The 22,780-nt window shown below is 70.4% G+C and carries 20 protein-coding genes; 8 read left to right on the forward strand and 12 right to left on the reverse strand.

Annotation, left to right across the window (positions count from 1 at the left end; all coding sequences use genetic code 11):
- Nucleotides 1-130: 130 nt before the first annotated feature.
- Nucleotides 131-601, forward strand: coding sequence for a hypothetical protein (locus ACGGCP_RS20780; protein ID WP_392968497.1), 471 nt, complete (start codon nt 131-133; stop codon nt 599-601).
- Nucleotides 602-610: 9 nt separating this feature from the next.
- On the opposite strand, the gene ACGGCP_RS20785 is transcribed toward ACGGCP_RS20780, so the two are convergent.
- The 5 genes from ACGGCP_RS20785 to ACGGCP_RS20805 all read right to left on the reverse strand — a co-directional run bounded on the left by ACGGCP_RS20785 (nt 611) and on the right by ACGGCP_RS20805 (nt 6,551).
- Nucleotides 611-1,612: a LacI family DNA-binding transcriptional regulator gene (locus tag ACGGCP_RS20785; protein ID WP_392968499.1), complete on the reverse strand. Its 1,002-nt coding sequence runs from the start codon at nt 1,610-1,612 to the stop codon at nt 611-613.
- A 174-nt stretch (nt 1,613-1,786) separates the two neighbouring features.
- Nucleotides 1,787-2,908, reverse strand: a complete 1,122-nt coding sequence (locus ACGGCP_RS20790) for an arabinogalactan endo-beta-1,4-galactanase (protein ID WP_392968501.1) — start codon at nt 2,906-2,908, stop codon at nt 1,787-1,789.
- A gap of 4 nt (nt 2,909-2,912) precedes the next feature.
- A complete protein-coding gene (locus tag ACGGCP_RS20795; RefSeq protein WP_392968503.1) occupies nt 2,913-3,806 on the reverse strand; it encodes a sugar ABC transporter permease in 894 nt (297 codons plus the stop codon).
- Between the two features lie 2 nt (nt 3,807-3,808).
- Entirely contained in the window at nt 3,809-5,179 is a 1,371-nt protein-coding gene (locus ACGGCP_RS20800; RefSeq protein ID WP_392968505.1) for a carbohydrate ABC transporter permease, read from the reverse strand.
- Between the two features lie 22 nt (nt 5,180-5,201).
- Nucleotides 5,202-6,551: an extracellular solute-binding protein gene (locus ACGGCP_RS20805; protein ID WP_392968507.1), complete on the reverse strand. Its 1,350-nt coding sequence runs from the start codon at nt 6,549-6,551 to the stop codon at nt 5,202-5,204.
- A 274-nt stretch (nt 6,552-6,825) separates the two neighbouring features.
- Between ACGGCP_RS20805 and ACGGCP_RS20810 the strand changes: the two genes are divergently transcribed.
- From ACGGCP_RS20810 to ACGGCP_RS20830, 5 genes are all read left to right on the forward strand, one after another.
- Nucleotides 6,826-8,784: a beta-galactosidase gene (locus tag ACGGCP_RS20810; protein WP_392968509.1), complete on the forward strand. Its 1,959-nt coding sequence runs from the start codon at nt 6,826-6,828 to the stop codon at nt 8,782-8,784.
- 81 nt (nt 8,785-8,865) lie between these two features.
- A complete protein-coding gene (locus tag ACGGCP_RS20815; protein ID WP_392968511.1) occupies nt 8,866-9,981 on the forward strand; it encodes an arabinogalactan endo-beta-1,4-galactanase in 1,116 nt (371 codons plus the stop codon).
- An 86-nt stretch (nt 9,982-10,067) separates the two neighbouring features.
- Nucleotides 10,068-11,207 carry an arabinogalactan endo-beta-1,4-galactanase gene (locus tag ACGGCP_RS20820; protein ID WP_392968513.1) on the forward strand — a complete coding sequence of 380 codons (1,140 nt, stop codon included), beginning with the start codon at nt 10,068-10,070 and terminating at the stop codon, nt 11,205-11,207.
- 166 nt (nt 11,208-11,373) lie between these two features.
- Nucleotides 11,374-11,985: a cysteine hydrolase family protein gene (locus tag ACGGCP_RS20825; RefSeq protein ID WP_392968515.1), complete on the forward strand. Its 612-nt coding sequence runs from the start codon at nt 11,374-11,376 to the stop codon at nt 11,983-11,985.
- A 16-nt stretch (nt 11,986-12,001) separates the two neighbouring features.
- Nucleotides 12,002-12,931, forward strand: coding sequence for a GlxA family transcriptional regulator (locus tag ACGGCP_RS20830; RefSeq protein WP_392968516.1), 930 nt, complete (start codon nt 12,002-12,004; stop codon nt 12,929-12,931).
- A 13-nt stretch (nt 12,932-12,944) separates the two neighbouring features.
- On the opposite strand, the gene ACGGCP_RS20835 is transcribed toward ACGGCP_RS20830, so the two are convergent.
- Complete coding sequence (locus ACGGCP_RS20835) at nt 12,945-13,316, reverse strand: DoxX family protein (RefSeq protein ID WP_392968518.1); 372 nt, start codon at nt 13,314-13,316, stop codon at nt 12,945-12,947.
- 121 nt (nt 13,317-13,437) lie between these two features.
- On the opposite strand from ACGGCP_RS20835, the gene ACGGCP_RS20840 reads away from it, so the two are divergent.
- Entirely contained in the window at nt 13,438-14,112 is a 675-nt protein-coding gene (locus ACGGCP_RS20840) for a TetR/AcrR family transcriptional regulator (protein ID WP_392968519.1), read from the forward strand.
- Nucleotides 14,113-14,306: 194 nt separating this feature from the next.
- On the forward strand, nt 14,307-14,957 hold the full coding sequence (gene leuE / locus ACGGCP_RS20845; RefSeq protein WP_392968521.1) for a leucine efflux protein LeuE: 651 nt from the start codon (nt 14,307-14,309) through the stop codon (nt 14,955-14,957).
- 118 nt (nt 14,958-15,075) lie between these two features.
- On the opposite strand, the gene ACGGCP_RS20850 is transcribed toward leuE, so the two are convergent.
- From ACGGCP_RS20850 to ACGGCP_RS20875, 6 genes are all read right to left on the reverse strand, one after another.
- A complete protein-coding gene (locus tag ACGGCP_RS20850) occupies nt 15,076-15,516 on the reverse strand; it encodes a group II truncated hemoglobin (RefSeq protein WP_392968523.1) in 441 nt (146 codons plus the stop codon).
- A 150-nt stretch (nt 15,517-15,666) separates the two neighbouring features.
- Nucleotides 15,667-17,847 carry a carbohydrate binding domain-containing protein gene (locus ACGGCP_RS20855; RefSeq protein WP_392968525.1) on the reverse strand — a complete coding sequence of 727 codons (2,181 nt, stop codon included), beginning with the start codon at nt 17,845-17,847 and terminating at the stop codon, nt 15,667-15,669.
- A gap of 265 nt (nt 17,848-18,112) precedes the next feature.
- Nucleotides 18,113-19,171: an AI-2E family transporter gene (locus tag ACGGCP_RS20860; RefSeq protein ID WP_392968527.1), complete on the reverse strand. Its 1,059-nt coding sequence runs from the start codon at nt 19,169-19,171 to the stop codon at nt 18,113-18,115.
- Nucleotides 19,172-19,381: 210 nt separating this feature from the next.
- Nucleotides 19,382-20,194, reverse strand: a complete 813-nt coding sequence (locus tag ACGGCP_RS20865) for a heme ABC transporter ATP-binding protein (RefSeq protein WP_392968529.1) — start codon at nt 20,192-20,194, stop codon at nt 19,382-19,384.
- Between the two features lie 157 nt (nt 20,195-20,351).
- Nucleotides 20,352-21,452, reverse strand: coding sequence for a FecCD family ABC transporter permease (locus tag ACGGCP_RS20870; protein WP_392968531.1), 1,101 nt, complete (start codon nt 21,450-21,452; stop codon nt 20,352-20,354).
- Nucleotides 21,453-21,720: 268 nt separating this feature from the next.
- Nucleotides 21,721-22,713 carry a hemin ABC transporter substrate-binding protein gene (locus ACGGCP_RS20875; RefSeq protein ID WP_392968533.1) on the reverse strand — a complete coding sequence of 331 codons (993 nt, stop codon included), beginning with the start codon at nt 22,711-22,713 and terminating at the stop codon, nt 21,721-21,723.
- Nucleotides 22,714-22,780 lie beyond the last annotated feature (67 nt).

Consider the following 22,780-nt stretch of genomic DNA (forward strand, 5'->3'; position numbering starts at 1 on the left):
CCTCGATCCCGTTCTGTCCGGTTGCCGACAGTTCCGTCCCTTTCGCGTCAAGAACCCGTCAAGAACGTTGACGACGCCGGTCCCCGGTGGTGCGCTTGGTTTATCAGCGGATCTCTACCGGAGGTGGAAGATGGAGCGCACGCCCTCGACCCCGTACTCCCGCGTCGGCGGCCTGGCCGCCCTCGGCGGCTCGGTGCTCACGGTCGGCTCGATGTTCATGCCCTGGGTCGACACCGCCGGAGGCGGCTCGCTCGACTACTGGCACCTCTCCGGCGTCGCCGGGGTCCAGCCCGACACGCGGGCCTACCTCATGTCCCTCGGGCTCATGCTGCTCCTGGTCGTGTGGTGCGCCCTGTACTTCACGCTCCACACCCACGAGACCCGCACCGCCTGGGCCTTCGGCGGCCTCGCGGGCGCGATGATCCTCTACGGCAGCGACCTGCGCATCAGCGAAGACCTCCCGGCCGGATCGCTCGCCGCGGGCGAGGTCGTCGCCGTGATCGGTCTGCTCCTGCTCACCGCGGGGTCGGTCATGGCGCTCGCCGCCAACATCCCCGAGCCCGCCCCGGCGCACCAGCGGACGGGGAAGGCCTCGCTCTAGACGCCCCGCTCAGGCGCTGTCGCGGACGATCAGCTCGGTCGGCAGGATCGCGGGTTCGACCTCTTCGTCCTCGAGGAGGGCGAGGAGGAGGCGGACGGTCTCCTCCGCGACCTTGGCGAGCGGCTGGCGGACCGTGGTCAGCGCCGGGCGGGTCGCCGAGGCGATCGCCGAGTCATCGAAGCCGCCGACGGCGACGTCCTCGGGCACCCGGCGCCCGGCCGCGTGGAGCGCCTGCAGCGCACCCGCGGCCATGAGGTCCGAGGCGACGAAGACCGCGTCGAGGTCCGGCACGTTCTGCAGCAGCCGGTGCATCGCGGCCTCGCCGCCCGCCTGCGTGTAGTCGCTGTGCACGACCATCTGCTTCCCGGCCTTGCGGCCGAGGACGCTCGTGAATCCCTCCAGGCGGAGCGAGCCGCCAGGCGTGTCGAGCGGGCCGGTGATCATGCCGATCTTCCGGCGCCCCTGCTCGACGAGATATTCGGCCATGGCCCGCGCGCCGCCGCGCTCGTCGGCTGCGGCGTAAGGGATCACGGACTCGCGGCCGAGGACCGCGCCGAGGGCGACGGCGGGCACGCCCGCCCGCTCGATCTCGTCCAGCAGCGGATCGCCCGCGTGGGTGGAGATGAGCAGCGCCCCGTCGGCGTGGCCGCCGCGCAGGTACCGGGCCACCCGGTCGCGGCCGCCGTCGTCGCCCGCGATCATGAGCACCAGCGACATGTCGCGGTCGGCGAGCTGGTTGGTGGCCACGCGCATGAGCACCGAGAAGTTCGGGTCCTCGAACAGCCGCTCCTGCGGCTCCGAGAGCACCATGACGATCGAGCCGGTCCGGCTCGTCTTCAGGCTCCGCGCCGCCCGGTTCACCACGTACCCGGTCTCGGCGACCGCGCGGCGCACCGCCGCCTCGGCCGACAGCGACACGTTCGCCTTGCCGTTGAGCACGCGGGAGACCGTGCCGCGCGAGACGCCCGAGGCCTCGGCCACGTCGTGGATCGTCGGTCGTTTCCGTGTCAAGATGCTCAGCTCTCCCTTGTGTCTCACTCGATTATCGCCCGACCGGAGCGGCGCCGCGGGCCGAGGCCCGCCGCGACGCCGGGACCGGACGCGGTGCGGGGAGGCCGCCCAAGGGGAAGGCGGCCTCTCCGCGGCTCCCGCGCGCCGTGCCGGAGCGGCTGCGCCGCAGCGGAGTCATCCGCCGCCCAGTGCCCGCAACGACGGCAGCGCGTTGCCCTCGAAGTCGAACAGCGCCTGGTTGGCCCACGAGCTGCCGTGCTCGTCGACCACGTCGTCGCCGTACTCCATCCCGGCCCGCGAGGCCCAGGTGGTGCCGTCGACCGGCAGCCACGCGGGCTCCCAGTAGACGATCCCGAGGCCGCGCCCGCCGGGCACGTCGTCCACAGTGGTGTACAGGTCGCGCAGGTACGCGGCCTGGCCCTCGGGCGAGGCCGGGTAGCCGCCGGTCTCGGCCAGCGCGGGCTGGAACACCTGGTGGTGCCCGGCCGGGGACTCCCCCGTCCAGGCGTAGGCGGTCTCGACGACGACGAGGTCCTTCCCGTAGCGCTCGGCGAGGTCGTTCAGGTTGGCGCCCAGGTCTTTCAGGGTGCCGTGCCAGTACGGGTAGTAGGACAGGCCGATGACGTCGAAGTCGAGGCCGCGCGCGGCCGCCTGGTCGAACCAGCCGCGGTACAGCTCGTTCGCGCCGCCGAAGTCGAGGTGGATCATGACCCGCGCGTCGCTCGCCGCGCGCACGGCCGCGACGCCCGCCGCGAGGAGTCCGGCGAGGCGGTCGAACGCCTCGGGGTCCTCGCGTTCGAAGCGCCGTTCGGCGTCGATGAACCTGGGGGTGCGGCCTTCGGGCCACAGCATGCCGTTGGTGATCTCGTTGCCGACCTGGACCATGTCGGGCGTGGCGTCGGCTACGGCGAGGGCGGCGAGCACGTCGGAGGTCCAGTCGTGGACGCGCGCTTCGAGTTCCGCGCCTTTGAGGCCGCGCCACGCCTTGGGGGTGGACTGCTTCTTCGGGTCGGTCCAGAAGTCGGAGTAGTGGAGGTCGAGGAGGACCCGGTGGCCCGCCGCCTTGGCGCGGCGGGCCAGGGCGATCGTCGTCGCGAGGTCGTTGGTGCCGCCCATGTACGGCTGTCCGGCGTCGTCGCGCGGGTCGACCCACAGGCGCAGGCGGATCCAGTTGACGCCTTGCGCGGCGAGGAGTGCGAACAGGTCGTGCGTCGTGCCGTCGGCGCGGAAGACCGCGCCGCGCTGTTCGATCTCGGCGGTCATGGAGACGTCGGCTCCGCGGACGGGCAGCACCATTCGGCTATCCCTTCTCGGCGCCCGCGGCGGCCCCGGTGACGAGGTAGCGCTGCAGGACGATGTAGAGGACGGTGATCGGCAGGGCGAGGACGACCGCGCCCGCGGCGAACGTGGTGTAGGAGTTGGCGTACTCGGAGCTGATCATGTTGAACAGGCCGAGGGCCACGGTCTGCTTGTCGGCGCTCTGCAGGACCAGGCGCGGCAGGATGAAGTCCATCCACGGCAGCGTGAACTGCGTGATCGCCACGAAGGTGAGCATGGGGCGCATGAGCGGCAGGATGATCTTCACGAAGATCGTGAGGCGTCCGGCGCCGTCGATCGCGGCGGCCTCGTCGAGGCTCGCGGGCAGGTTGTCCGTGTAGCCCTTCATGAGCCAGATGTTGTACGGCAGGGCTCCGGCGATGCTCACGAGCGCGAGGCCGGTGAGCGAGTCGAGCAGGCCGAAGTTCAGGAAGAGCATGTACACCGCGATGGCGGCCAGGAAGGCCGGGAACATCTGCAGGATGAGGATGCTCAGCAGGCCGGCTTTGCGGCCCTTGAACTTGACGCGGGAGAACACGTAGCCGCAGATCGCGGCGAGCACGACCGAGCCGATCATGTTGATCACGGCGACGTACAGCGAGTTGAGGTACCAGCGGCCGTACTCGGTCTCGGTGAACAGGTCCGCGTAGTGGGCCATGGTGGCCTCGGACGGGAACGGCGAGACTTCGCCGAGGCCGTCGCCGGGGCTCAAGGACGCGCCGACGACCCACAGGAGCGGGAAGATGACAATGCACGCGACGACGAGCAGTTCGAGGTGGATGAGGACCGTGGAGAGGCCCTCGCCGCGGGGCTTGCGGCGGCGGCGCGGGGTGGCCTGCGCGCTGGGCGCGGGGCGTTCGGCTAGTTGCGTAGTCATGGTCAGAGCTCCCGGATCGCCTTGGAGCGGTTGAGGTTCCACACGGAGATCGTGCCGACGATGAGGAAGATGAAGAGGCTCATCACGGCGCCGATGTTGTAGAGCTGGGTCTCGAAGGTGAGCTTGAACAGCCAGGTGACGAGGAGGTCGGTGCTGCCCGCGAACCGGTAGTCGGCGTTGTCCGGGCCGCCTTCGGTGAGGAAGTAGACCACGCCGAAGTTGTTGAAGCTGGACACGAACGAGAGGATGAGCAGCGGCGCGACGGTCTTGTGGACCACCGGCAGGGTGATGTGGCGCAGCTGCTGGAGCGGGCTGGCGCCGTCCATGCGGGCGGCCTCGTAGTAGCTGGCGTCGATGTTGGTGAGCACGCCGCCGACGAGGGCCATGAAGAACGGGAAGGTGAGCCACAGGTTGATGAGGAGCACCACGGCGCGGGCGAGGTTCGGGTTGGAGGCGTCGGTGAACCAGTAGATGCGCTCGTCGGTGAGGCCGACGTCGACGAGCCACTGGCTGACGGGTCCGAACTGGCCGTTGAACATGGAGCGGAACACCAGGGCCGAGACGATCGCGGGGACCGCCCACGGCAGCAGGAAGATCGAGCGCCACACGCGCGGGAACTTGACCTTCTTATTGGCCAGGAGCACGGCCTGGAAGAAGCCGAGGGCGTAGGAGGCGACGGTGGTGACGAGGGCGAACACGAAGGTCCAGGCGAGGACGCCGAGGAACGTGTTGGTCCAGGCGGAGCCGGAGAGGATCGCGCCGAAGTTGTCGAAGCCGACCCATTCGACGAGGTTCTTGGGGGGCAGGTTGTCGCGGTTGTAGTTGGTGAAGGCGACGAGGATGACGAACAGGACCGGGAGCACGGACATGAACACGACGAGCACGAGGCCCGGCGAGAGCATGATGTACGCGAAGGCGCTGTCCCACAGGCGGCGGGCGTAGGCCGCTGAGGACTCGCGGGGGCCGCCCGCGTTGAGCGCGGCGCGGTAGGCGGCGGCGTCGCGGACGCCCCAGATCCAGATGATCGCCAGGAGCGCGAGGACGAGCAGCGCGATGAGGCCGCTGGCCAGGAGGGTGACGGAGTTGTCGCCTTCGGAGAGTCCGGTGACGGTCATCTGGCGCGGCTGGGTGCCGAGGGTGAACAGGCCCCAGAGGCCCTGGATGAAGAACCCGCCGTTGCTGCGCGGCGTGAAGTCCATTCCGGCGTAGTAGTTGCCGGAGGCGATCTCCCAGCCGACCAGGCCTGCGAAGAACGCGAAGAAGAAGACGGCTTTGCCAGCCTGGCGGTTGATCAGCTGGCCGGCCCCCCACACCAGTGCCGAGGCGAGGCCCGGCACCAGTGCGGGGAGCTTGCTGCTTGGAGCGTTGCTCATCGTGCAGTCAGTCCTGGTCGTCCTAGAGACCGTGCAGTTCGTTGTAGGTGTCGACGGCCTTGGTCTGGGCGTCGGCGGTGGAGCTCAGCGAGTCCCAGACGTCGACGGCGAGGGCGTTGCCGACCTCCCAGAAGTACTCGGGGACCTGCGGGATGAGGTCGGCCTGGGCGGACTGCTCGACGATGCCCGCGACGTGCGGGTCCTCGGAGAGGCCTTCGATGCCCGCGAGCAGGTCGGCGTTGAGGGCCGGGATCTGGCCGGTGGTCGCGTAGAGGACCGCGGCGCCCTTGTCGGAGGCGAGGAAGTTCGCGAAGACGCGCGCGGCGGCCGGGTAGGCGGTGTGGCCGGAGACGACGGCGGTGTGCATGCCCGCGAAGGAGCTGGCGGGTTCGCCGCCGGCGACGCTGGGCAGGACGGTGACGCCGTACTCGAAGCCGTTGGCCTCGGCGCCCGCGTCGGCGTCGGCGAAGGCCCAGGGGCCGTTGATCGCGTAGGGGACGGTGCCGGCGGAGAACTCCTGGCGGATGTTCTCCTCGGTGGCGTCGGCGGCGGGGACGTCGAAGATCTCGCGCAGGCCCGCGTAGTAGTCGAGGGCGGCGAGGAGCTTCGGGTCGTCGAAGTTCGGCTTGGCCGGGTCGAGGTCGGGGTAGAGCTGCCAGCCGGTCGCCGAGAGGATCGAGTAGGCGTGGTAGATCTCGCCGGGGGTGAACTGGACGGTCCACTGGTTCTTCGACGCGTCGTTGTACTCGGCGGCGAGGGTCTTGATCTCCTCCCACGTGGTGGCGGGGGCGTCGGAGCCGGTGAGCTGCTTGAGGAGGGTCTTGTTGTAGAACAGCGCGATCGACTCGGTGGTGATCGGCACGGCGTGCATGGAGTTGTCCTCGCCGCCGGAGACGACGCCGGTGAAGGTCTCGCTCATGCGGCTCTTGAGGACGGCGTCGTACTCGCCGAGGGGGGCGGCCACGCCCTGGTCGATGGCGCGGGCGAGCTGGTCGTAGAAGGACATGTAGACGTCCGCGCCCTTGCCGGCTTCGGCGGCGGTGGTCATCTTCTCGACGGCGTCGTTCTTGGGGACCAGTTCGTACTCGACCTTGACGCCCGGGAACGCCTCGACGAAGGCGGCGATGGCGGCTTCGGCCTCGTAGTCGGTCTCGAACCAGACCTTGAGGGCCTTCTTGCCCGAGGCGATGTCCTCTTCCATCACGTACTGCTGGGCGTCGGCGTCCCACTCGAGGCCGCCGCTCGCGGTGTCGGCGTCCTCTTCGGGGCTGCCGCAGGCGGCGAGGGTCCCGGCCGCGGCGAGGCCGCCGCCGAGGGCGAGGAGGTTGCGGCGGTTCAGAGAGGGTCCGGCGTGAGCACCTTTGCTGCGCATGTCAAGTCCTTGTCTCGGTGAGTGAGGGGCCAGGTCGGCGCTGGGCGTATGAAGCGCGCCACCGGGCTGTGAACGTTTACACGAATCTAGCGACTCAGATCCCAGTTAGCAACCAAGTTTTGCGCCTAATGTCTGCTTTTAGAACAAAGATTCTTCAAGAAACGATCACAATTTTGAAACGGCGCTCGACAGAACCTCAGGTTGCGTGATCGCTGGGCGTCGAGTACTGTGCACGTTCACAGGAATTGATGCAAGGAACCTCACAGGAGACACGGTGCAGACCATTCGCTACGGAGGCGACTACAACCCCGAACAGTGGCCCGAGGAGGTCTGGCACGAGGACGTCCGCCTCATGCGCGAGGCGGGAGTGAACCTCGTCAGCCTCGGCGTCTTCAACTGGGGGATCATCGAGCCCGCCCCCGGCGAGTACGACTGGACCGGCCTCGACAAGGTCATCGGCCTGCTGCACGAGAACGGCATCGGCGTCGACCTGGGCACCCCCACCTCGGCCCCGCCGTCCTGGTTCCGCCGCGCCCACCCCGAGACGCGCCTGGTCGACTTCGAGGGCCGCGTCATGGCCTCGGGCTCGCGCCACGGCGTGTGCCCCTCGCACCCGGTCTACAGCGACGCGTGCGCGCAGATCGTCGAGCAGCTGGCGTCCCGCTACGGAAAGCACCCCGCCGTCGAGATGTGGCACCTGCACAACGAGTACGGCTGGGCGAACGTCCAGTGCTACTGCGACGAGTCCGCCGCGCACTTCCGCCGCTGGCTCGCCGACAAGTACGGCGACATGGACGCGCTCAACGAGGCCTGGGGCACCGCGTTCTGGGGCCTCACGTACCGCGACTTCGACCAGGTCGAGGCCCCCGCGATCGCCCCGCCCGGCGTCAACCCCGCCCTGCAGCTGGACTGGATGCGGTTCTCAGGCGACGCGCACATCGCCAACTACCGCCTCCAGCGCGACATCATCGCGAAGTACTCCCAGGCTCCGGCGACCACGAACTTCATGGTCCCCAACTGCAAGGACATGGACTACTTCCGCTGGGCCGAGCACGTCGACGTCGTCTCCAACAACCACTACCTGATCGCCGAGCGCGAGGAGCACGAGATCGAGCTCGCCATGAGCGCCGACCTCACCCGCGCCGTCGCGGGCGGCCCGTGGATGATCATGGAGCACTCCACCTCCGCGGTGAACTGGCAGCCGCGCAACATCGCCAAGACCCCCGGCGAGCTGCGCCGCAACTCCCTCGCGCACGTCGCGCGCGGCGCCGACGGCCTCATGTTCTTCCAGTGGCGGGCCTCCCGCGCCGGGTCCGAGAAGTTCCACTCCGCGATGCTCCCCCACGGCGGCACCGACACCCAGGTGTGGCGCGACGTCGTGTCCCTCGGCGACGACCTCGGGAAGATCGCCCCCGTGGTGGGCGCCGACGTGCACGCCGACGTCGCGGTCCTGTGGGACTGGGAGTCGTGGTGGGCGCTCGAACTCGAATGGCGCCCTTCGGTGGAGCTGGAGTTCCGCGAGCGCGTCGAGGCCTACTACGGGTCGCTGTGGAAGCAGCACGTCACCGTCGACTTCGCCCACCCCGAGGCCGACCTCGGCCGCTACAAGGCCGTCATCGCCCCGTCCTCGTACCTGCTCACCGCCGCCGCGGCGAAGAACCTGCTCGGGTACGTCGAAGGCGGCGGGCAGCTGCTCGTCTCGTACTTCTCCGGCATCGTCGACGAGCACGACACCGTCCACCCCGGCGCGCACGCCTCCGTGCTGCGCGAGACCCTCGGCCTGTGGGTCGAGGAGTTCCACCCGCTCCACGAGGGCACCCGGCTCGCCCTCACCTCGGGTGCCGGGGGCCGCATCTGGTCCGAGCACGTGCGCCTCGACGGCGCGGAGGCCCTGGCCGAATTCGCGGACGGGCCCGACGCGGGCCGCCCGGCCCTGACGCGGCACCGCGTCGGCTCCGGCTCGGCGTGGTACGCGGCGACGGCGCTGGACGACGCAACGGGCCTGCGCGACCTCCTCGCCCAGGTCCTCGACGCCGCCGGTGTCGAACGCCCGCAAGGAATCCCGGACGGCATCGAGTCGGTCCGCCGCGGCCCCTTCGACTTCCTGATCAACCACACCGGTCAGGACCAGCACGTCCCGGGACTCCGGGGCACCGACGCCCTCACCGGCGCCGCCTACGCGGACGGCGTCCCGGTACCCGCCGGAGAGGTCGTCATCGTCGCGAGCGCCTAGGCGCCGCAACCCTCCAGCGGTCCAGCGGACCGCTCCCCCGAAAAAATCACAAGGCTCTGTTCACAAGGAAGTGATCTCGCAATGAAGCGAAGGACAGCCCTCACCACCGCCGCCGCGGCCCTCGCCGCGCCTGCCCTGGCGCTCGGCGCGGCCGAGTCCGCCCAGGCGCAGACCGCGTTCGCGCGCGGCGCCGACATCTCCAGCCTCGCCAAGTCCGAAGCCAAGGGCGGCGTGTACATGTGGGCCGACGGCTGGAAGGAGGACGCGATCTGGATCCTCCAGAAGAGCGGCGTCAACTGGATCCGCCTGAAGGTCTGGGTCAACCCCGCCGACGGCTACAACAACAAGACCCACGTCGTGAACGTCGCCAAGCGCGCCCGCGCCGCCGGGATGAACGTGCTCGTCGACTTCCACTACACCGACACGTGGGCCGACCCGGGCGCGCAGACCAAGCCCGCCGCCTGGGCGAACTACAGCGTCGCGCAGCTGAAGACCGCGATCTACAACCACACCGCCGACGTCCTCGGCGCGATGAACGCGGCGGGCGCGACCCCGCAGATGGTGCAGGTCGGCAACGAGCTCAACGCCGGGATGCTGTGGCCCACCGGCCGCTACGACCAGCTCGACAACCTCGCGCAGTTCCTCATCTCCGGCGTCAACGCCGTCCGCGCCACGGTGCCCTCCGCGAAGGTCATGCTGCACCTCGCCGAGGGCGGCAACAACTCGGTGTTCCGCTGGTTCTTCGACGCCATGCAGGCACGCGGCGTCAGCTGGGACACCATCGGCGCGTCCTACTACCCGTACTGGCACGGCTCCCTGTCGGGCCTCCAGTCGAACCTCAACGACATCGCCTCGCGCTACGGCAAACCGGTGTACGTGGTCGAGACCGCGTACCCGTTCAACCCCGGCGACCGGGACGGCTTCGGCAACATCATCAGCGCCGCGACCCCCGTCGCGGGCTACCCGGCCAGCTACACCGGCCAGTCGAACATGCTCACCGCGATCGCCAACGTCGTCAAGGCCGTGCCGAACGGCCGCGGCGCGGGCGTGTTCTGGTGGGAGGCCACCTGGACCGCCGTCACCGGCAACGGCTGGGACCCGTACGACCCGAACAGCAAGAACGGCTGGGAGAACCAGGCCCTGTTCGACTTCGCGTGGAAGGCCACGCCGGCGCTGAAGACACTCGGCACCCTGTAGACCACACCCCCCAGGCGGGCCGGTCCCGCGACGCACTGCCCCGGACCGGCCCGCCGATCCCCTCCTCCGTTCAGAAAGCGAACCGCATGAAGCGCAGAACCGCCCTCACCGCCGCCGGAGCCGGCGCCCTCGCCCTCGGCGCGGCCGCCGCCGCGACCCCGGCCCTCGCCGAATCCCTCGGCGGCGGACGCCCCTCCAAGAAGGGCTTCGTCCGCGGCGCCGACATCTCCGGCCTCATCAAGAACGAGGACTTCGGCGCGGTCTACCGCCGCGCCGACGGCCGCCGCGGCGACGCCGTCGAGATCCTCGCCGAGAACGGCGTCAACTGCATCCGCGCCAAGGTCTGGGTCGACCCCGCCGACGGCTACAACACCAAGACCCAGGTCGTCGAACTCGGCAAGCGCGCCAAGCGGGCCGGGATGGACCTCCTGGTCGACTTCCACTACTCCGACACGTGGGCCGACCCCGGCAAGCAGTACAAGCCCGCCGCATGGGAGGGCCTCGGATTCGCCGACCTGAAGACCGCCGTGTACGAGCACACCGCCGACGTCCTCGGCGCACTCAAAGCCGCCGGGGTCAAGCCCGGCCTCGTGCAGATCGGCAACGAGACCAACGGCGGCCTCATCTGGCCCGACGGCCGCTGGGACCAGCTCGAGCAGATGGCCGAGCTCCTGACCGCCGGATGCGACGCGGTCGCCGACGTCCTGCCCAAGGCGCAGACCATCCTGCACCTCGCCGAAGGCGGCAACAGCGGCGCGTTCCAGTGGTTCTTCGACAACGCGGTCGCCAACGGCGTGCCGTTCCACGCCATCGGCGCCTCGTTCTACCCGTACTGGCACGGCGAGCTGAGCGGCCTGGCCGCGAACCTCGACGACCTCGCCACCCGGTACGGCAAGCCGCTGTACCTGGTCGAGACCGCCTACCCGTTCACCACTGAGGACTCGGACGGGTTTGCGAACATCATGACCGACCCCGAGCCGGTGCCCGGGTACCCGTCGAGCCCGGAGAACCAGTCGTACTGGATCGAGGCGATCGCCGACGTCGTCAAGGCCGTCCCCGGCGGGCTCGGCAAGGGCCTGTTCTGGTGGGAGGCCACCTGGACCGGCGTCGCGGGCGCGGGCTGGGACCCGGCCGACCCCGCGAGCGGCAACGGCTGGGAGAACCAGGCGCTGTTCGACTTCGACGGCAAGGCGCTCCCGGGCCTGCAGACCCTCGGCAGCCTCTGACACACCCCCATTGGACGGCCGTGCCGTCCGATCCGAGACCGCCCGACGGGTCAAGACAGGGCGGCCGAGGGTCGGGCGGCACGGCCTTTCCCGTTGACCGGATCGTTCCGCATCCCGGCTCGATCGTGCCTGGCGGCAGGGCCTTCGCCCCGCGAGCATTGACCGCATGAGAACCGCACTCTTCGTCATCGACGTCCAGGAATCCTTCCGCCAGCGCCCCATGTGGGCCCACATGTCCAACCCCGGCATCGTCGACCGGATCAACCCGCTCGTGGAGACCGCGCGCGCCAACGGCGACCTGGTCGTGTGGGTGCGCCACATCGAACCGGGCACCGACAACGTGTTCGACCCGGCGCTCGGGTTCGTCGAGTACCTGCCCGGGCTCAAGCCGTTCGCGGGCGAGCCGGAGCTGTTCAAGACCTCGCACAACCCGTTCACGACCACGAACGCGCAGCAGCTGCTCACGCAGCACGGCGTCCGGGAGGTCGCGGTGACCGGGATCCGGACCGAGCAGTGCTGCGAGACGACGGCGCGGGTCGCCTCGGACCTGGGGTACGCGACGGTGTTCGTCACCGACGCGACCGCGACCAACCCGATCGAGCACCGGGACGCGCCGCAGGGGCGCGGTCTCGACGAGATCCTCGCCGACCCGCGCACGCTGGGGACGGACGCGGTGATCGAGCGGACCGAGTACTCGCTGGCGGGGCGGTTCGCGACGGTGACGGGAGTGGACGCGCTGGTGCGCGAGTGGCAGGATCGTGCTTCCGGTCGCGACTGAACGCTGAGGGGGTGCCGTGTCGCAGGTGGTGTTCCTGCTGGTGCCGAAGCTGCACCTGCTCGATCTGGCTGGTGCGGCGCAGGTCTTCTCGACCGTGTCGGACCTGCTGGAGGCGGCGGGCGGTTCCCGGGCGTACCGGTTGCGGTATGTCGCCGAGGACGCCGAGGTGCCTACGGCGCAAGGGCTTCCGGTGCGGGCCGAGACGGCCTGGCCGCGGCTCGGGCCTGACGACCTGGTGATGGTGCCGGGCTGGCGTTCGCCGGGGACGGCGGGCGGGCCGCGGCTCTCGGAGACGCAGGCCCGGGATCTGGCCGGGCATCACCGGCGCGGCGGGACGGTGGCGAGTGTCTGCTCGGGCGCGTTCGCGCTCGGGCAGGCGGGCCTGCTGGACGGGCGGCGGTGCACGACGCACCACGACCTGCAGGAGGAGCTGGCGTGTCGTTTCCCTGCCGCCGCAGTGATACGTGACGTTCTGTACACCGTGGACGATCGTGTGGTGACGTCCGCGGGGATCGCCAGCGGGATCGATCTGGCGCTGCATCTGGTGGCGGTGCGTCACGGCCCGGCGCTGGCGGCTCAGGTCGCGCGGGAGATGGTGGTGTTCGCGCGGCGCAACGGCGATGAGCCGCAGGCGAGTGCGATGCTGCGGCACCGCTCGCACCTGTCGGACGCGGTGCACCGCGTGCAGGACCGGATCGACACGCATTTCACTGCGGCGCTGCGGCTTTCGGATCTCGCGGCGGAGTCGGGCGTGTCGCAGCGGACGTTGACGCGGCAGTTCGCGGAGGCGACGGGCATGACGCCGCTGCGGTACCAGTCGGTGCTCAGGCTCGAACGCGCGGAGCATCTCATCGGGCAGGGCGCGACGGTCGACGCGGCGGCGCGGGCGGTGGGCTTCGCCGACGCGAGGATGCTGCGGCGCCTGCGGGCGGGCGCCGCAGCATGAGTGCGGGCTTTCGTCAGAAGGCGTAGGGGCCGAAGCGGCCCCAGGCGACGATCCCGGCGAGTACCAGGATGACGGCGTTGACGCCGATCTTGTCGTATTCGCGCTTGCGGAGGTGGTAGGTCGCGGCGAGGACCATGGTCAGGCCGAGGCCGACGGCGGCGAGCGGGGTGAGGATCACCGCGATGCCGGTGAGGGCGGGCAGGATCAGGCCGAGGGCGGCGGCGAGCTGGGTGACGCCGATGAGTTTGACCGTCCCGGCTGAGAAGTCGGTCACCCACGGGAGGTTCGGGGCGAGCTTCTCCTTGGGCTGGGTGGCCTTCATCGTCCCGGCGGCGAGGAAGGCGGCGGCGAGCAGGCCTTGCAGGATCCAGAGGAACACGTTCACGGGGGCGGTCTCCTTGACGGGTACGCGGGGCCGTTCCGGAAGTGGAACGACCTATCCATTAATTGACGACGAGTGTAACAACCTAAGCGGATAGGGCATTCCACTTGGTTAGGATGTCGGGATGGAACCGAGTGCCGAGAGCGGCATGTGCAAGCGCGTGCGGCGGCTGCGCAGCGACGCCGAGCAGAACCGCGACCGGATCGTGGAGGCGGCCCGGGCGTCGTTCCGGCGCGAGGGGCTGGGGGTGTCGATGGCGAGCATCGCGCGCGCCGCGGGGGTCGGGATCGCGACCCTGTTCCGCCGGTTCCCGACGCGGATGGACCTCATAGCGGCGGTCTTCGAGGAGGCGCTGCGCGAGTGCCGGGACGCGGCGGTCGCCGCGCGGGACGCGGAGGTCGCGTGGGACGGCTTCCGCGGCTTCGTGGAGACCGTGTGCGGGCTGCAAGTGGCGAATCGGGGGTTCGCCGAGGTCCTGACCATGAACTACGGCCCGGTAAAGGCGCTCGAACGCCAGCGCCAAGAGACCTATCAGGCGTTCGCCGACCTGATCGCGCGGGCGAAGCGGGAGGGGCGGCTGCGGGAGGACTTCTCCCCCGAGGACCTGCCGATCCTCCTGATGGCGAACGCGGGGGTGCTCCGGGCGGTCGGGGACGCGGCGCCGGAGGCGTCGAGGCGGCTGGTCGGCCACATGCTGCGCGCGTTCTCCGAGAGCGGCTCGGAGGAGCTGCCGCCCGCTCCGAGCCCGAAGGCGCTCATTCGCGGCATGGCCAGGCAGCGCCGGTCTGCGGAGTCCTGAGCACGAAGCGGCCGGAACCGTCGCCGGCCCGGCTGCGAGCGCGGCCGGGCGTGAACCTGCGGATTCGCGCTTGTCGCTGCCGACGGCGCGGCAATAGACTGGCGGAGTTTCGAGCGGCCGGGTCCCGTCCCGTGCCGCCCCCGAAACCGCTCGGCCCGCCCCTCCTCGCCCCGTCATCTCGGAAGGAACCGCCCGTGTTCGGCACCGTCGACCTGTGGACCTATGTGGTCGCCACCGTGCTCATCATCCTGCTTCCGGGCCCGAACTCGCTGTACGTGCTGTCGGTGGCCTCGCGGAAGGGCCGCCGGTCCGGGTTCCAGGCCGCTGCGGGGGTGTTCCTCGGCGACTCGGTGCTGATGGTCGCCTCGGCGGCCGGTCTGGCTTCGATGTTCGCGGCGTCGCCGGTGCTGTACAACCTGATCCGCTGGGCGGGCGTGGTGTACCTGGCGTACCTGGCGTTCGGGCTCCTGCGGGGCGGCTGGAAGACCTGGCGGGCGGCGCGGCGCGGGGACCCGCTGGAGGCCGAGGCCGTCGCGGCGGAGACGTCGAACGAGCGGCCGTTCGTGCGCGCGCTCATCGCGAGCCTGCTGAACCCGAAGGCGATCCTGTTCTTCGTCGCGTTCTTCGTGCAGTTCGTCGACCCGGCCTACGCGTGGCCGGTGCTCAGCTACGGGGTGCTGTTCGTCATCCTGCAGGTGTGCTCGATGGTGTACCTGTCGACGCTCATCGTCGCGGGCGACGGCCTCGCCCAGACCTTCCGCCGCCGCAGGCGCCTCGCCGCGGCGGGCAACGGCGTCGTCGGAGCGGTCATGATCGCCTTCGCAGCGAAGCTCGCCACCGGCTGACGGCATCCGACCTGCGAAGACGCAGCAGTGTCAGACCCGTGTGGGAGAGTCGTCTCATTTCTTCGGTTGGTCGGAGGTGGATGCGGGTGGGAAGGGGCACGCCCTATATCCGCCGCCGCTACGGCCAGCGCGGCACTTCCTGGCAAGGATGCAGGTCGTCGTCGCCCTTGGCGTGCGAGTTCACTTGCGCGACTTCGGTGCCGAAGACGATGTACTCGTGGAGCGTGGTCCGGAGATCCGCGTCGGCGGGGCCGTGCTCGGTGACGGCGCGGTCGAACAGCTCGATGAAGCGGGCGCGCTGCTCGTCGGTGATGGCGAGCCCGCGGTGCGCCTCGAGCAGCGCGGGGAAGCCGCCGAGTTCGTCGGTGTAGCGGGCGGGGCCGCCGAAGACCTCCGCGAGGAACGCGGTGAGGTGGTCGACGTGGTGCGCTGCGCCCGCGCCGAACAGCGGCTGCAGGACCGGGTCCCGCAGCACTGAGCCGTAGAAGGCGTCGACGGTCGCGCGCAGGTCGTCCTCGCCGCCGAGCCGCTCGAAGATTCGGGTGGTGTTGTCGCCCATCGGGTGTCCTTCTCTCGGATCAGAGCCCTTGTCCCCCAAGGCCGCTCATCGTCGACTGTAGTCCGGGGCCGCCCGCGCCCCGAACCGAACCGGCTGTTCCCGAAGTGGCCGGGCGGGCCAGTCACGGCCCGCCCGGGAATGTGCACTGGGTCAGCAGGCGAGCTCGACCGACTCTGCCGGTCCGGTCGCGAGGAAGCCGAAGACCTCGCGTGAGGCTCCTGCGGCGATGCGGGCGTTCCAGCCGACGTCGGCGGCGGTCACGGTCGTGCCGTCCTGGCTCCAGTCGGCGTTCCAGAGGTGGCGGATGCGCTGGTCGCTCGTGAAGTCCCAGGCGAGTTCCCAGCCGTCGACCGGTTCGTCACCGGCTTCGACGACGGCCTTGCCGAGCCAACCGCTGCCCCAGTCGGCGACGACCTCGATCCGGGCGTGGCAGGACACGGCGTCGTCGGCTTCGATGACGAGGGTGGTCACCGAGCGCGGGGCGAGTGCGACGGCGGCCTCGGGTCCGGTGAGCGTGGACTGTCCGGTGGCCTCGAGCGCGTGTTCCTCGTCGGTCCGGTAGGTCGTGATCGTCTCGCCCGCTTGGGCGCCGGTGAGCGCGAGGTCCAGGGTGACGGCGGTGTCGCGGTTGTTGATGAGGTTGACGACGCGGCTGCCGTCGGCGTTGCGGTAGGCCGAGATCTTCACGAGCTGGGCGTCGGTCGCGGCCTCGGTGCGGTGCGCGTCGGGCCGGATGAAGCGGCTGTAGGCGGCGGTCGCCCAGAGCCGCTTGGAGACGTGGTAGTCGGCGCCGTCGAGCTGGATGGGCGCGGCGGTCGTGCCGAGCGAGGCGCCGAACCAGGTGATGTAGGCGTTGACCTCGGCGCGGGTGAGGGTGTCGTGGATGTCGTTGGCGAGGGCGAGGCCGGAGTTGGAGCCTCCGGCGTCCCAGGCTTCGTTCCAGACGTTGCTGGCGAGGGCGTACTCGGACATCCAGGTGGTGTTGTCGGTCGGCAGCGGTGAGCGCGCGGAGGACACGTAGCTGTGTCCGGAGTGGATGTCGACCCATCGCGCGGCGTCCGGGTCCGCCTGGATGGCGTTGGTGTACTGGATCTGGCGGTTCCAGCCCGCCGCGTCGCAGCAGACGAGGTTCATGTCGAGGCCGGACTCCTCGATGGCGGGGCCCATGACCTTGACGAAGTCGGTGATCTGCGCGTCGGTGAAGCGCATCGAGTCGTAGGTGGCGGTGAAGTCGGGTTCGTTGGTGAACCCGAGGTCGGTGATGCCGATGCCCTCCTCCTCGTAGAACTTCGCGTACTGGACGAGGTAGTCGGCGTAGGCCTCGCGCCAGTCCTCGCCGCCGCAGTCGGTGCCGGGGGTGCCGCAGAGCTCGCCGCCGTTGGCGGCCTCGTCGTTGGTCTTCATGTAGCCGGGGGCGCTCCAGGCGTCGGCGTAGAAGCGCTCGACGCCGTAGGCCTGGGCTTCCTTCGCGAGCCAGACCTGGCCGAAGTCCTCGCCGTCCCATATGTAGTCCGGTTCGGCGTCGGGGCCGCCGGGGTTCTCGGGCTGGATGCCGAAGACGCCGAGGCGGAGGATGGAGAGCCCGGCGCCGGTCTCGGTGTCGAGGAGGAGGTCGAGGACTTCGCGCTGGTGCTCGGGGGTGAGGCCCTGGGAGCCGTGCATGACCTCGGCGCGGCCGAAGGTCTGGGAGAAGCCGAAGCCGTCGATGCGCTGGTGGTCGGCGCCGAAGTCGATGGCGGCCGTGCCTTCGGCGGGGAGTTCGACGTCGGGCGGGGGCTGGAGCATGGTGATCGCGACGGCGTCGATGTAGTACGAGACGGTCGGGTCGGTGCTCTCGACGTAGAACTGCATCTGGGAGGCGGGTTCGGGCGGGGTGTACTCGCCGGTGACGGTGGTCCAGGCGTCGTCGGTGACGACGTCGGCTCCGGCGATGCGGTTGTAGGTGGTCTCGCCGGTGCTCTCGGAGGTGGTCTGCATGGTGAGCTGGATGGGGGCGTCGGCGGCGCCTTCGAGGAGGCGCACGTCGAGTTTGAACTCGTAGACGCCGAGGGGTTCGACGATGTCGAGCATGTTGTGGGCGGGACCGTTCCAGCCGGAGGTGCGGCCGGTGGTGCGGAGGCTGTATTCGCCGGAGGAGGCCTGGTCGGCGCTGGCGGCGAGGGTGACGCCACCGCGGCTGACCCAGCTTTCGACTGAGGCGCTTTCGAAGTCGCCGGTGAAGACGACTTCGGGGGTCTGGGCCTGCGCCGCGCCCGGCGGTGCCGCGCCCACGGCGGCCGTGAGCGCGAGGGCGCTCACGGCGAAGGGCGCCAGGAATCTGGAACGTTGCACGTCGCCTCCAAGGGGCTCGACGAAACTATCGGAACATATTCCGATACTTCGATGAACTTATCGGAAGGACGGTTGCGGCGCAAGCGCTTGCCCCGCGGCATGGCGCAGCGTCGCGACGACATCACGAGTCGCGCCCGCGCTCAGCAGCAGGCGTTCGCGGAGGTCAAGGCGGGCGGGCTTGCGGGGGCGTCCTATCCTGGACGCGAAGACGGGGCCGGAGGCGCGTGCGGGTATGCGCCTCCGGCCCCGTCGTTTTCGGGTCCTATCAGGAGTTGTCGAGGCGCGGGAGCACGATCTCCTTGCCGATCAATCGGATCGCCGCGTAGATCGGCACCGAGAGGACGATGCCGACAACGCCGAACAGGGTCCCGCCGACGAGTACCGCGACGATCGCCGCCAGGTTCGACACCTTCACCGCGCTGCGCATGACCGTCGGGTAGATGACCCAGTTCTCCAGCTGCTGGTAGGCGATGAAGAAGATCGCCGAGGCCACGGCCGTCATGGGCGAGACGGCGAGCGCGACGAGCGTGACCACGACCGCGCCGATGGTGGCGCCGATCTGCGGGATGAGGTCGAGCAGGGCGACCAGGAGCGCCAGCAGTGCGCCGTAGGGGATGCCGACGATCGCCATGAAGATCCACGAGGAGATGCCCGCGAGCGCACCGATGGCCAGCGCGCCGATGAGGTAGGAGCCGATCTGGCGGAGGATGCCTTCGATGATCCGGTCGGTCTGCTCGCGCTGGGAGGCGGCGAAGAGCCGGACCATGCCCTTGCGGAGCTGGACGTAGGTCGCGAGGATGAAGACGGTCAGCAGCAGCGTGGTGACCGTCCACACCAGACCGCCGAAGAAGGAGGCGACGCCGCCCGCGACGCCACCGAGGGCCTTCGTCATGTTGGCGGCGGTGAGGGCGCCTTCGGCGCGCTTGAGCAGGCCGTCCTCGCCGCCGAAGCGTTCGGCGAGGTTGCTGGCCATGAAGGTGTCGTAGTAGCCGGGGACGGCTTCGACGAACTCGGCGGACTCGCGGACGATCGCCGGGATGATGGCGGCGATGCCGCCGCAGAAGACGATGACCACGCCGAGGAAGAGGATGGTCATCGCGAGCCAGCGGGGCATGCCGCGCTTGGTCATGCCGCCGACGATGCGTTCGAGGCCGACGGCGAGGAACGCGGCGACGATGAGCGCCGTGATCACGGTGCCGAGTTCCTGGACGGCCCACACGGCGGCGGTGACGACGGCCAGGCCGGCGCCGAAGAGGACGCCGGCGGTGAGCGGCGGGGTGTTCGCGAGACTTCTGCGCAGGGGCAATCCGGGTTTCTCAGCCATGGGAGGTTTCTAGCAGACAGCGGCTCGGGCCGGGGTCCGGCACACGCGCAGTGCCCGCTCGGCCTCACTCGCGGAGGGGCTTCAGGCGGGCGGCGGCGCGATTCTGGACACGGTGAATCCTGAAGCTGCCTTCAGGCGGCTTAAGGCTGGCTTCAGGTTCGGGGGTCCATGATTGCGCCAACGGATCGGGGCAGGCCCGGTCCGACAGGATCACCGCAGGGGGATCACATGGGGCACACCGGTTTCCGCATCGAGTTCCACTTTGACCGGCTGGCGGTACACCTCGCTGAGCCGATCGGCGGCGAAGACCTCCACGGGCGGCCCGGAGGCCGCGACCCTCCCTTCGGCGAGCAGCGCGCACCGGTCTGAGTAGGCGGCGGCGAGATCGAGGTCGTGGAGCACGATCACGACCGCCCTGCCTTCTCCGGCCAGTTCCCGGCACAGGCGCCCAACCAGTTCCTGGTGCCGCAGGTCGAGCGCGGCGGTCGGCTCGTCGAGCAGGACGAGTCCGGCGTCTTGCGCGATCACGCGGGCGAGCATGACCCGGGCCTGCTCGCCCCCGGAGAGCGAGGTGAACGGGCGGGCCGCGAAGGCCTCGGTCTCGGTGAGGGCGAGGGCGGCGGCGATGCGGCGCTCATCCTCGGCCGCCCGGTCGGTCCCCGCCCACGGGGCGCGGCCCATCTCGACCACTTCCCGCACGGAGAAAGGAAAGGAGACGCGATGCGATTGCGGTAGCACCGCTCGGCGGCGGGCGACATCGATGGCGCTCCAGGCGCTGACCGGCCGGTCCCAGAGCTCGATTTCGCCGGAGGCGGGCTCGAGGTCGCCCGAGAGCGCACCGAGGAGTGTGGATTTGCCGGCCCCGTTGGGCCCGACGAGGCTGAGCACCTCACCGGCGCGCACTCCGAGGTCGACGCTCTGGAGGACTTCCTTCCCGCCGAGCCCGATCCGCAGGCCGGAGACGGCGGCGGCAGTTGCGGGGATGGTCCCGGGATCGCCGTCCCGGCGGGCTCGCAGCCGCATCAACCTCGCCCTCCGCGACCGGTCAGGGCGGGCGAGGTGACGGCAGCACAGGGCCGTGCGGCAGCGGTCAGGCGGGGCCTGTCTGTGCGGGATCCGGTCGGGCGGGGCCTGTCAGCCCGGGTTGCGGTCGGTCCGGTCCGGGAGTCGTTGCGGCGCATCAGGCCCAGCCTCCTTGGTGGCGTCGGGTTCGGCGGAGGAGCCAGAAGAAGAACGGGCTGCCGACGAGGGCGGTGAGGATGCCGAGGGGGATCTCGGCGGGGGCGGCGACGGTGCGGGCGGCGAGGTCGGCCCAGACGATGACCGCCGCGCCGCCCAAGGTGGACAGCGGGAGGAGGGCGCGGTGGCCGGGGCCGGCGGCCATGCGGAGGAGGTGCGGGACCACGAGTCCGATGAACCCGATGACGCCCGAGACCGCGACGGCCGCGCCGGTGAGGAGGGCGACGATCACGATGAGGTGCAGGCGGAGCCGTTCGACGTCCACGCCGAGGTGGCGGGCGGGGCGTTCGCCGAGGGCGAGGAGGTCGAGACGCCGCGCGTAGCGCGGGGCGGTGAGCAGGCCGAGGGCGGCGAGCGGGAGGATCGCGAGGATCTTCGGCCAGGTCGCCTGGGAGAGGCTGCCCATCTGCCAGAAGGTGATCGCGGTGATCTCGTCGTTGTCGGCGTAGAAGATGAACATGCCGATCAGCGCCCCGGCGAGGCCGTTGACCGCGACGCCGGTGAGCACGAGGGTGACCACTTCGGTGCGGCCGCCCGAGCGGGAGAGGAAGTATACGAGGGAGACGGTCGCGAGCCCGGCGACGAAGGCGCACACCGGGATCGTCCAGTTGCCCGCGAACGTGAGCCCGAAGGCGATCGCGGCGACCGCGCCGACCGCCGCGCCCGAGCTGACGCCGATGACGCCCGGCTCGGCGAGCGGGTTGCCGAACATGCCCTGCATGAGGGCTCCGGCGCAGGCCAGGCACGCGCCCACGATCACGCCGAGGGCGACGCGCGGGAAGCGGATGTTCCACAGGACGCTCTCGCCGGTGCCCTCGATGGGTGCGCCGCCGAGGCCGAGCCGGTTGCCGATCGAGGAGAGGATGTCGCCGAGCGGGATCGCGAACGCGCCGTTGGAGGCAGAGACGAGCACGCCGAGCACGAGGAGCCCGGTCAGGCCCGCTCCGAGGAGGGTCGGCAGGGCCCACCGGCGCTTCCCAGCTGCGGGAGCGGCGGTCTCGCCCGTAGCCGTGGGCGTCCGGGCCGAAGCGGTGGCGGTCATGATGCGTTCCTTCGTCGCCGGGCGGAAGGGCGGGTAACGCCGGGGTGAGCGGGTACTGCGGTGCGAGCCTTCGCAGTCGCGGACGAGGTCGCGGACAACGTTCGGCGAAGTCGTAGAGACGGGCCGGAAGAGCCGATGAAGCCGTGAGCGACGGCGGCGTGCGCGGTCGCGCGCATCGTTCCGCGGGGCCGCGGAGCTGCCGCGGGAGGGCGGGCGGTGCCACGGGCGGGGACGGCGGCGCGCGCCTTCGCAGTCGCGGTCTCGTGGGTCATTCGGCGGGGCCGTGGAGTTGGGCGGCGAGGTCGGCGACGACGTCGCCGGTGCGGGGGCCGTAGTTGAGCATGATGCCGTCGGGGAGGTGCGCGATGCGCTCCTGCTCCCCCGCCGGGGTCTGGGCCACGCCTGGGATCTCCAGGAGGCCCTCGACGCCGCCGACCGACTCGAGTCCCTTGTCCATCACCAGGATGACGTCCGGCGCGGCGGCCGCCAGCGCTTCGGGGGTGAGTTCGAGGAAGTCGCCTTCGAGGGCTTCGGCTCCGGCGTCGATGCCTCCGGCGGCTTCGATGAGGGAGGTCGCGCCGGAGTCGCGGGCGCCGATCATGTAGACGGAGGCGGAGCCGCGGAGGTAGAGGAAGGCGACGCGGGGTGGGTCGGAGAGGTCCATGCCTTCGGTGGCGGCGGCGATGCCCGCTTCGGTGCGTTCGATGAGCTGGGTGCCGAGGTCGGTGACGCCGAGGGCGGCGGCGACGGCGGCGATGCGGGTGGCTGCGGATGCGATGCCGTCGGCGGGGTCGAAGACGACGATGGGGACGCCTGCGGCGGTGATCTGGTCGAGCGCGGTCTGGGGGCCGGAGCTGGTTTCGGCGAGGACGAGGTCGGGTTGGAGGGAGAGGACGCCCTCGGCGGAGATGTCGTGGCCGTGGCTGACGACGGGGAGGTCGGCGGCCTGTTCGAAGGTGGCGGTGATGTCGCGGGCGACGACGCGGTCGCCGAGGCCGAGGGTGAAGACGATCTCGGAGAGGGATCCCGAGAGCGGGACGATCGCGTCGGCGGCGTCGATGGTGATGGTGGCGCCGGTGGCGTCGGTGACGGTGGCGGGGAGGGCGGGTGCGGCGGTGTCGGTGAGGGGTTCGACGCGGTCGACGGCGGGTTCGGTGCTGCCGCCGGGGTCGGTTCTGGTGCCGCCGCATGCGGTGAGGGTGAGGAGTGCGGTCGCGGTGAGGAGCGCGGCTGCGGCGCGGTGGGTGCGGCGGTGGCGCACGGGTGTTCTCCAGTTCTGTCCTCAGGGATGGCCGGTCGAGCATAGGTTAGGCTTCGCTAATATTTTT

Source organism: Glycomyces sp. NPDC048151 (assembly GCF_043202775.1).
Classification (GTDB): domain Bacteria; phylum Actinomycetota; class Actinomycetes; order Mycobacteriales; family Micromonosporaceae; genus Glycomyces.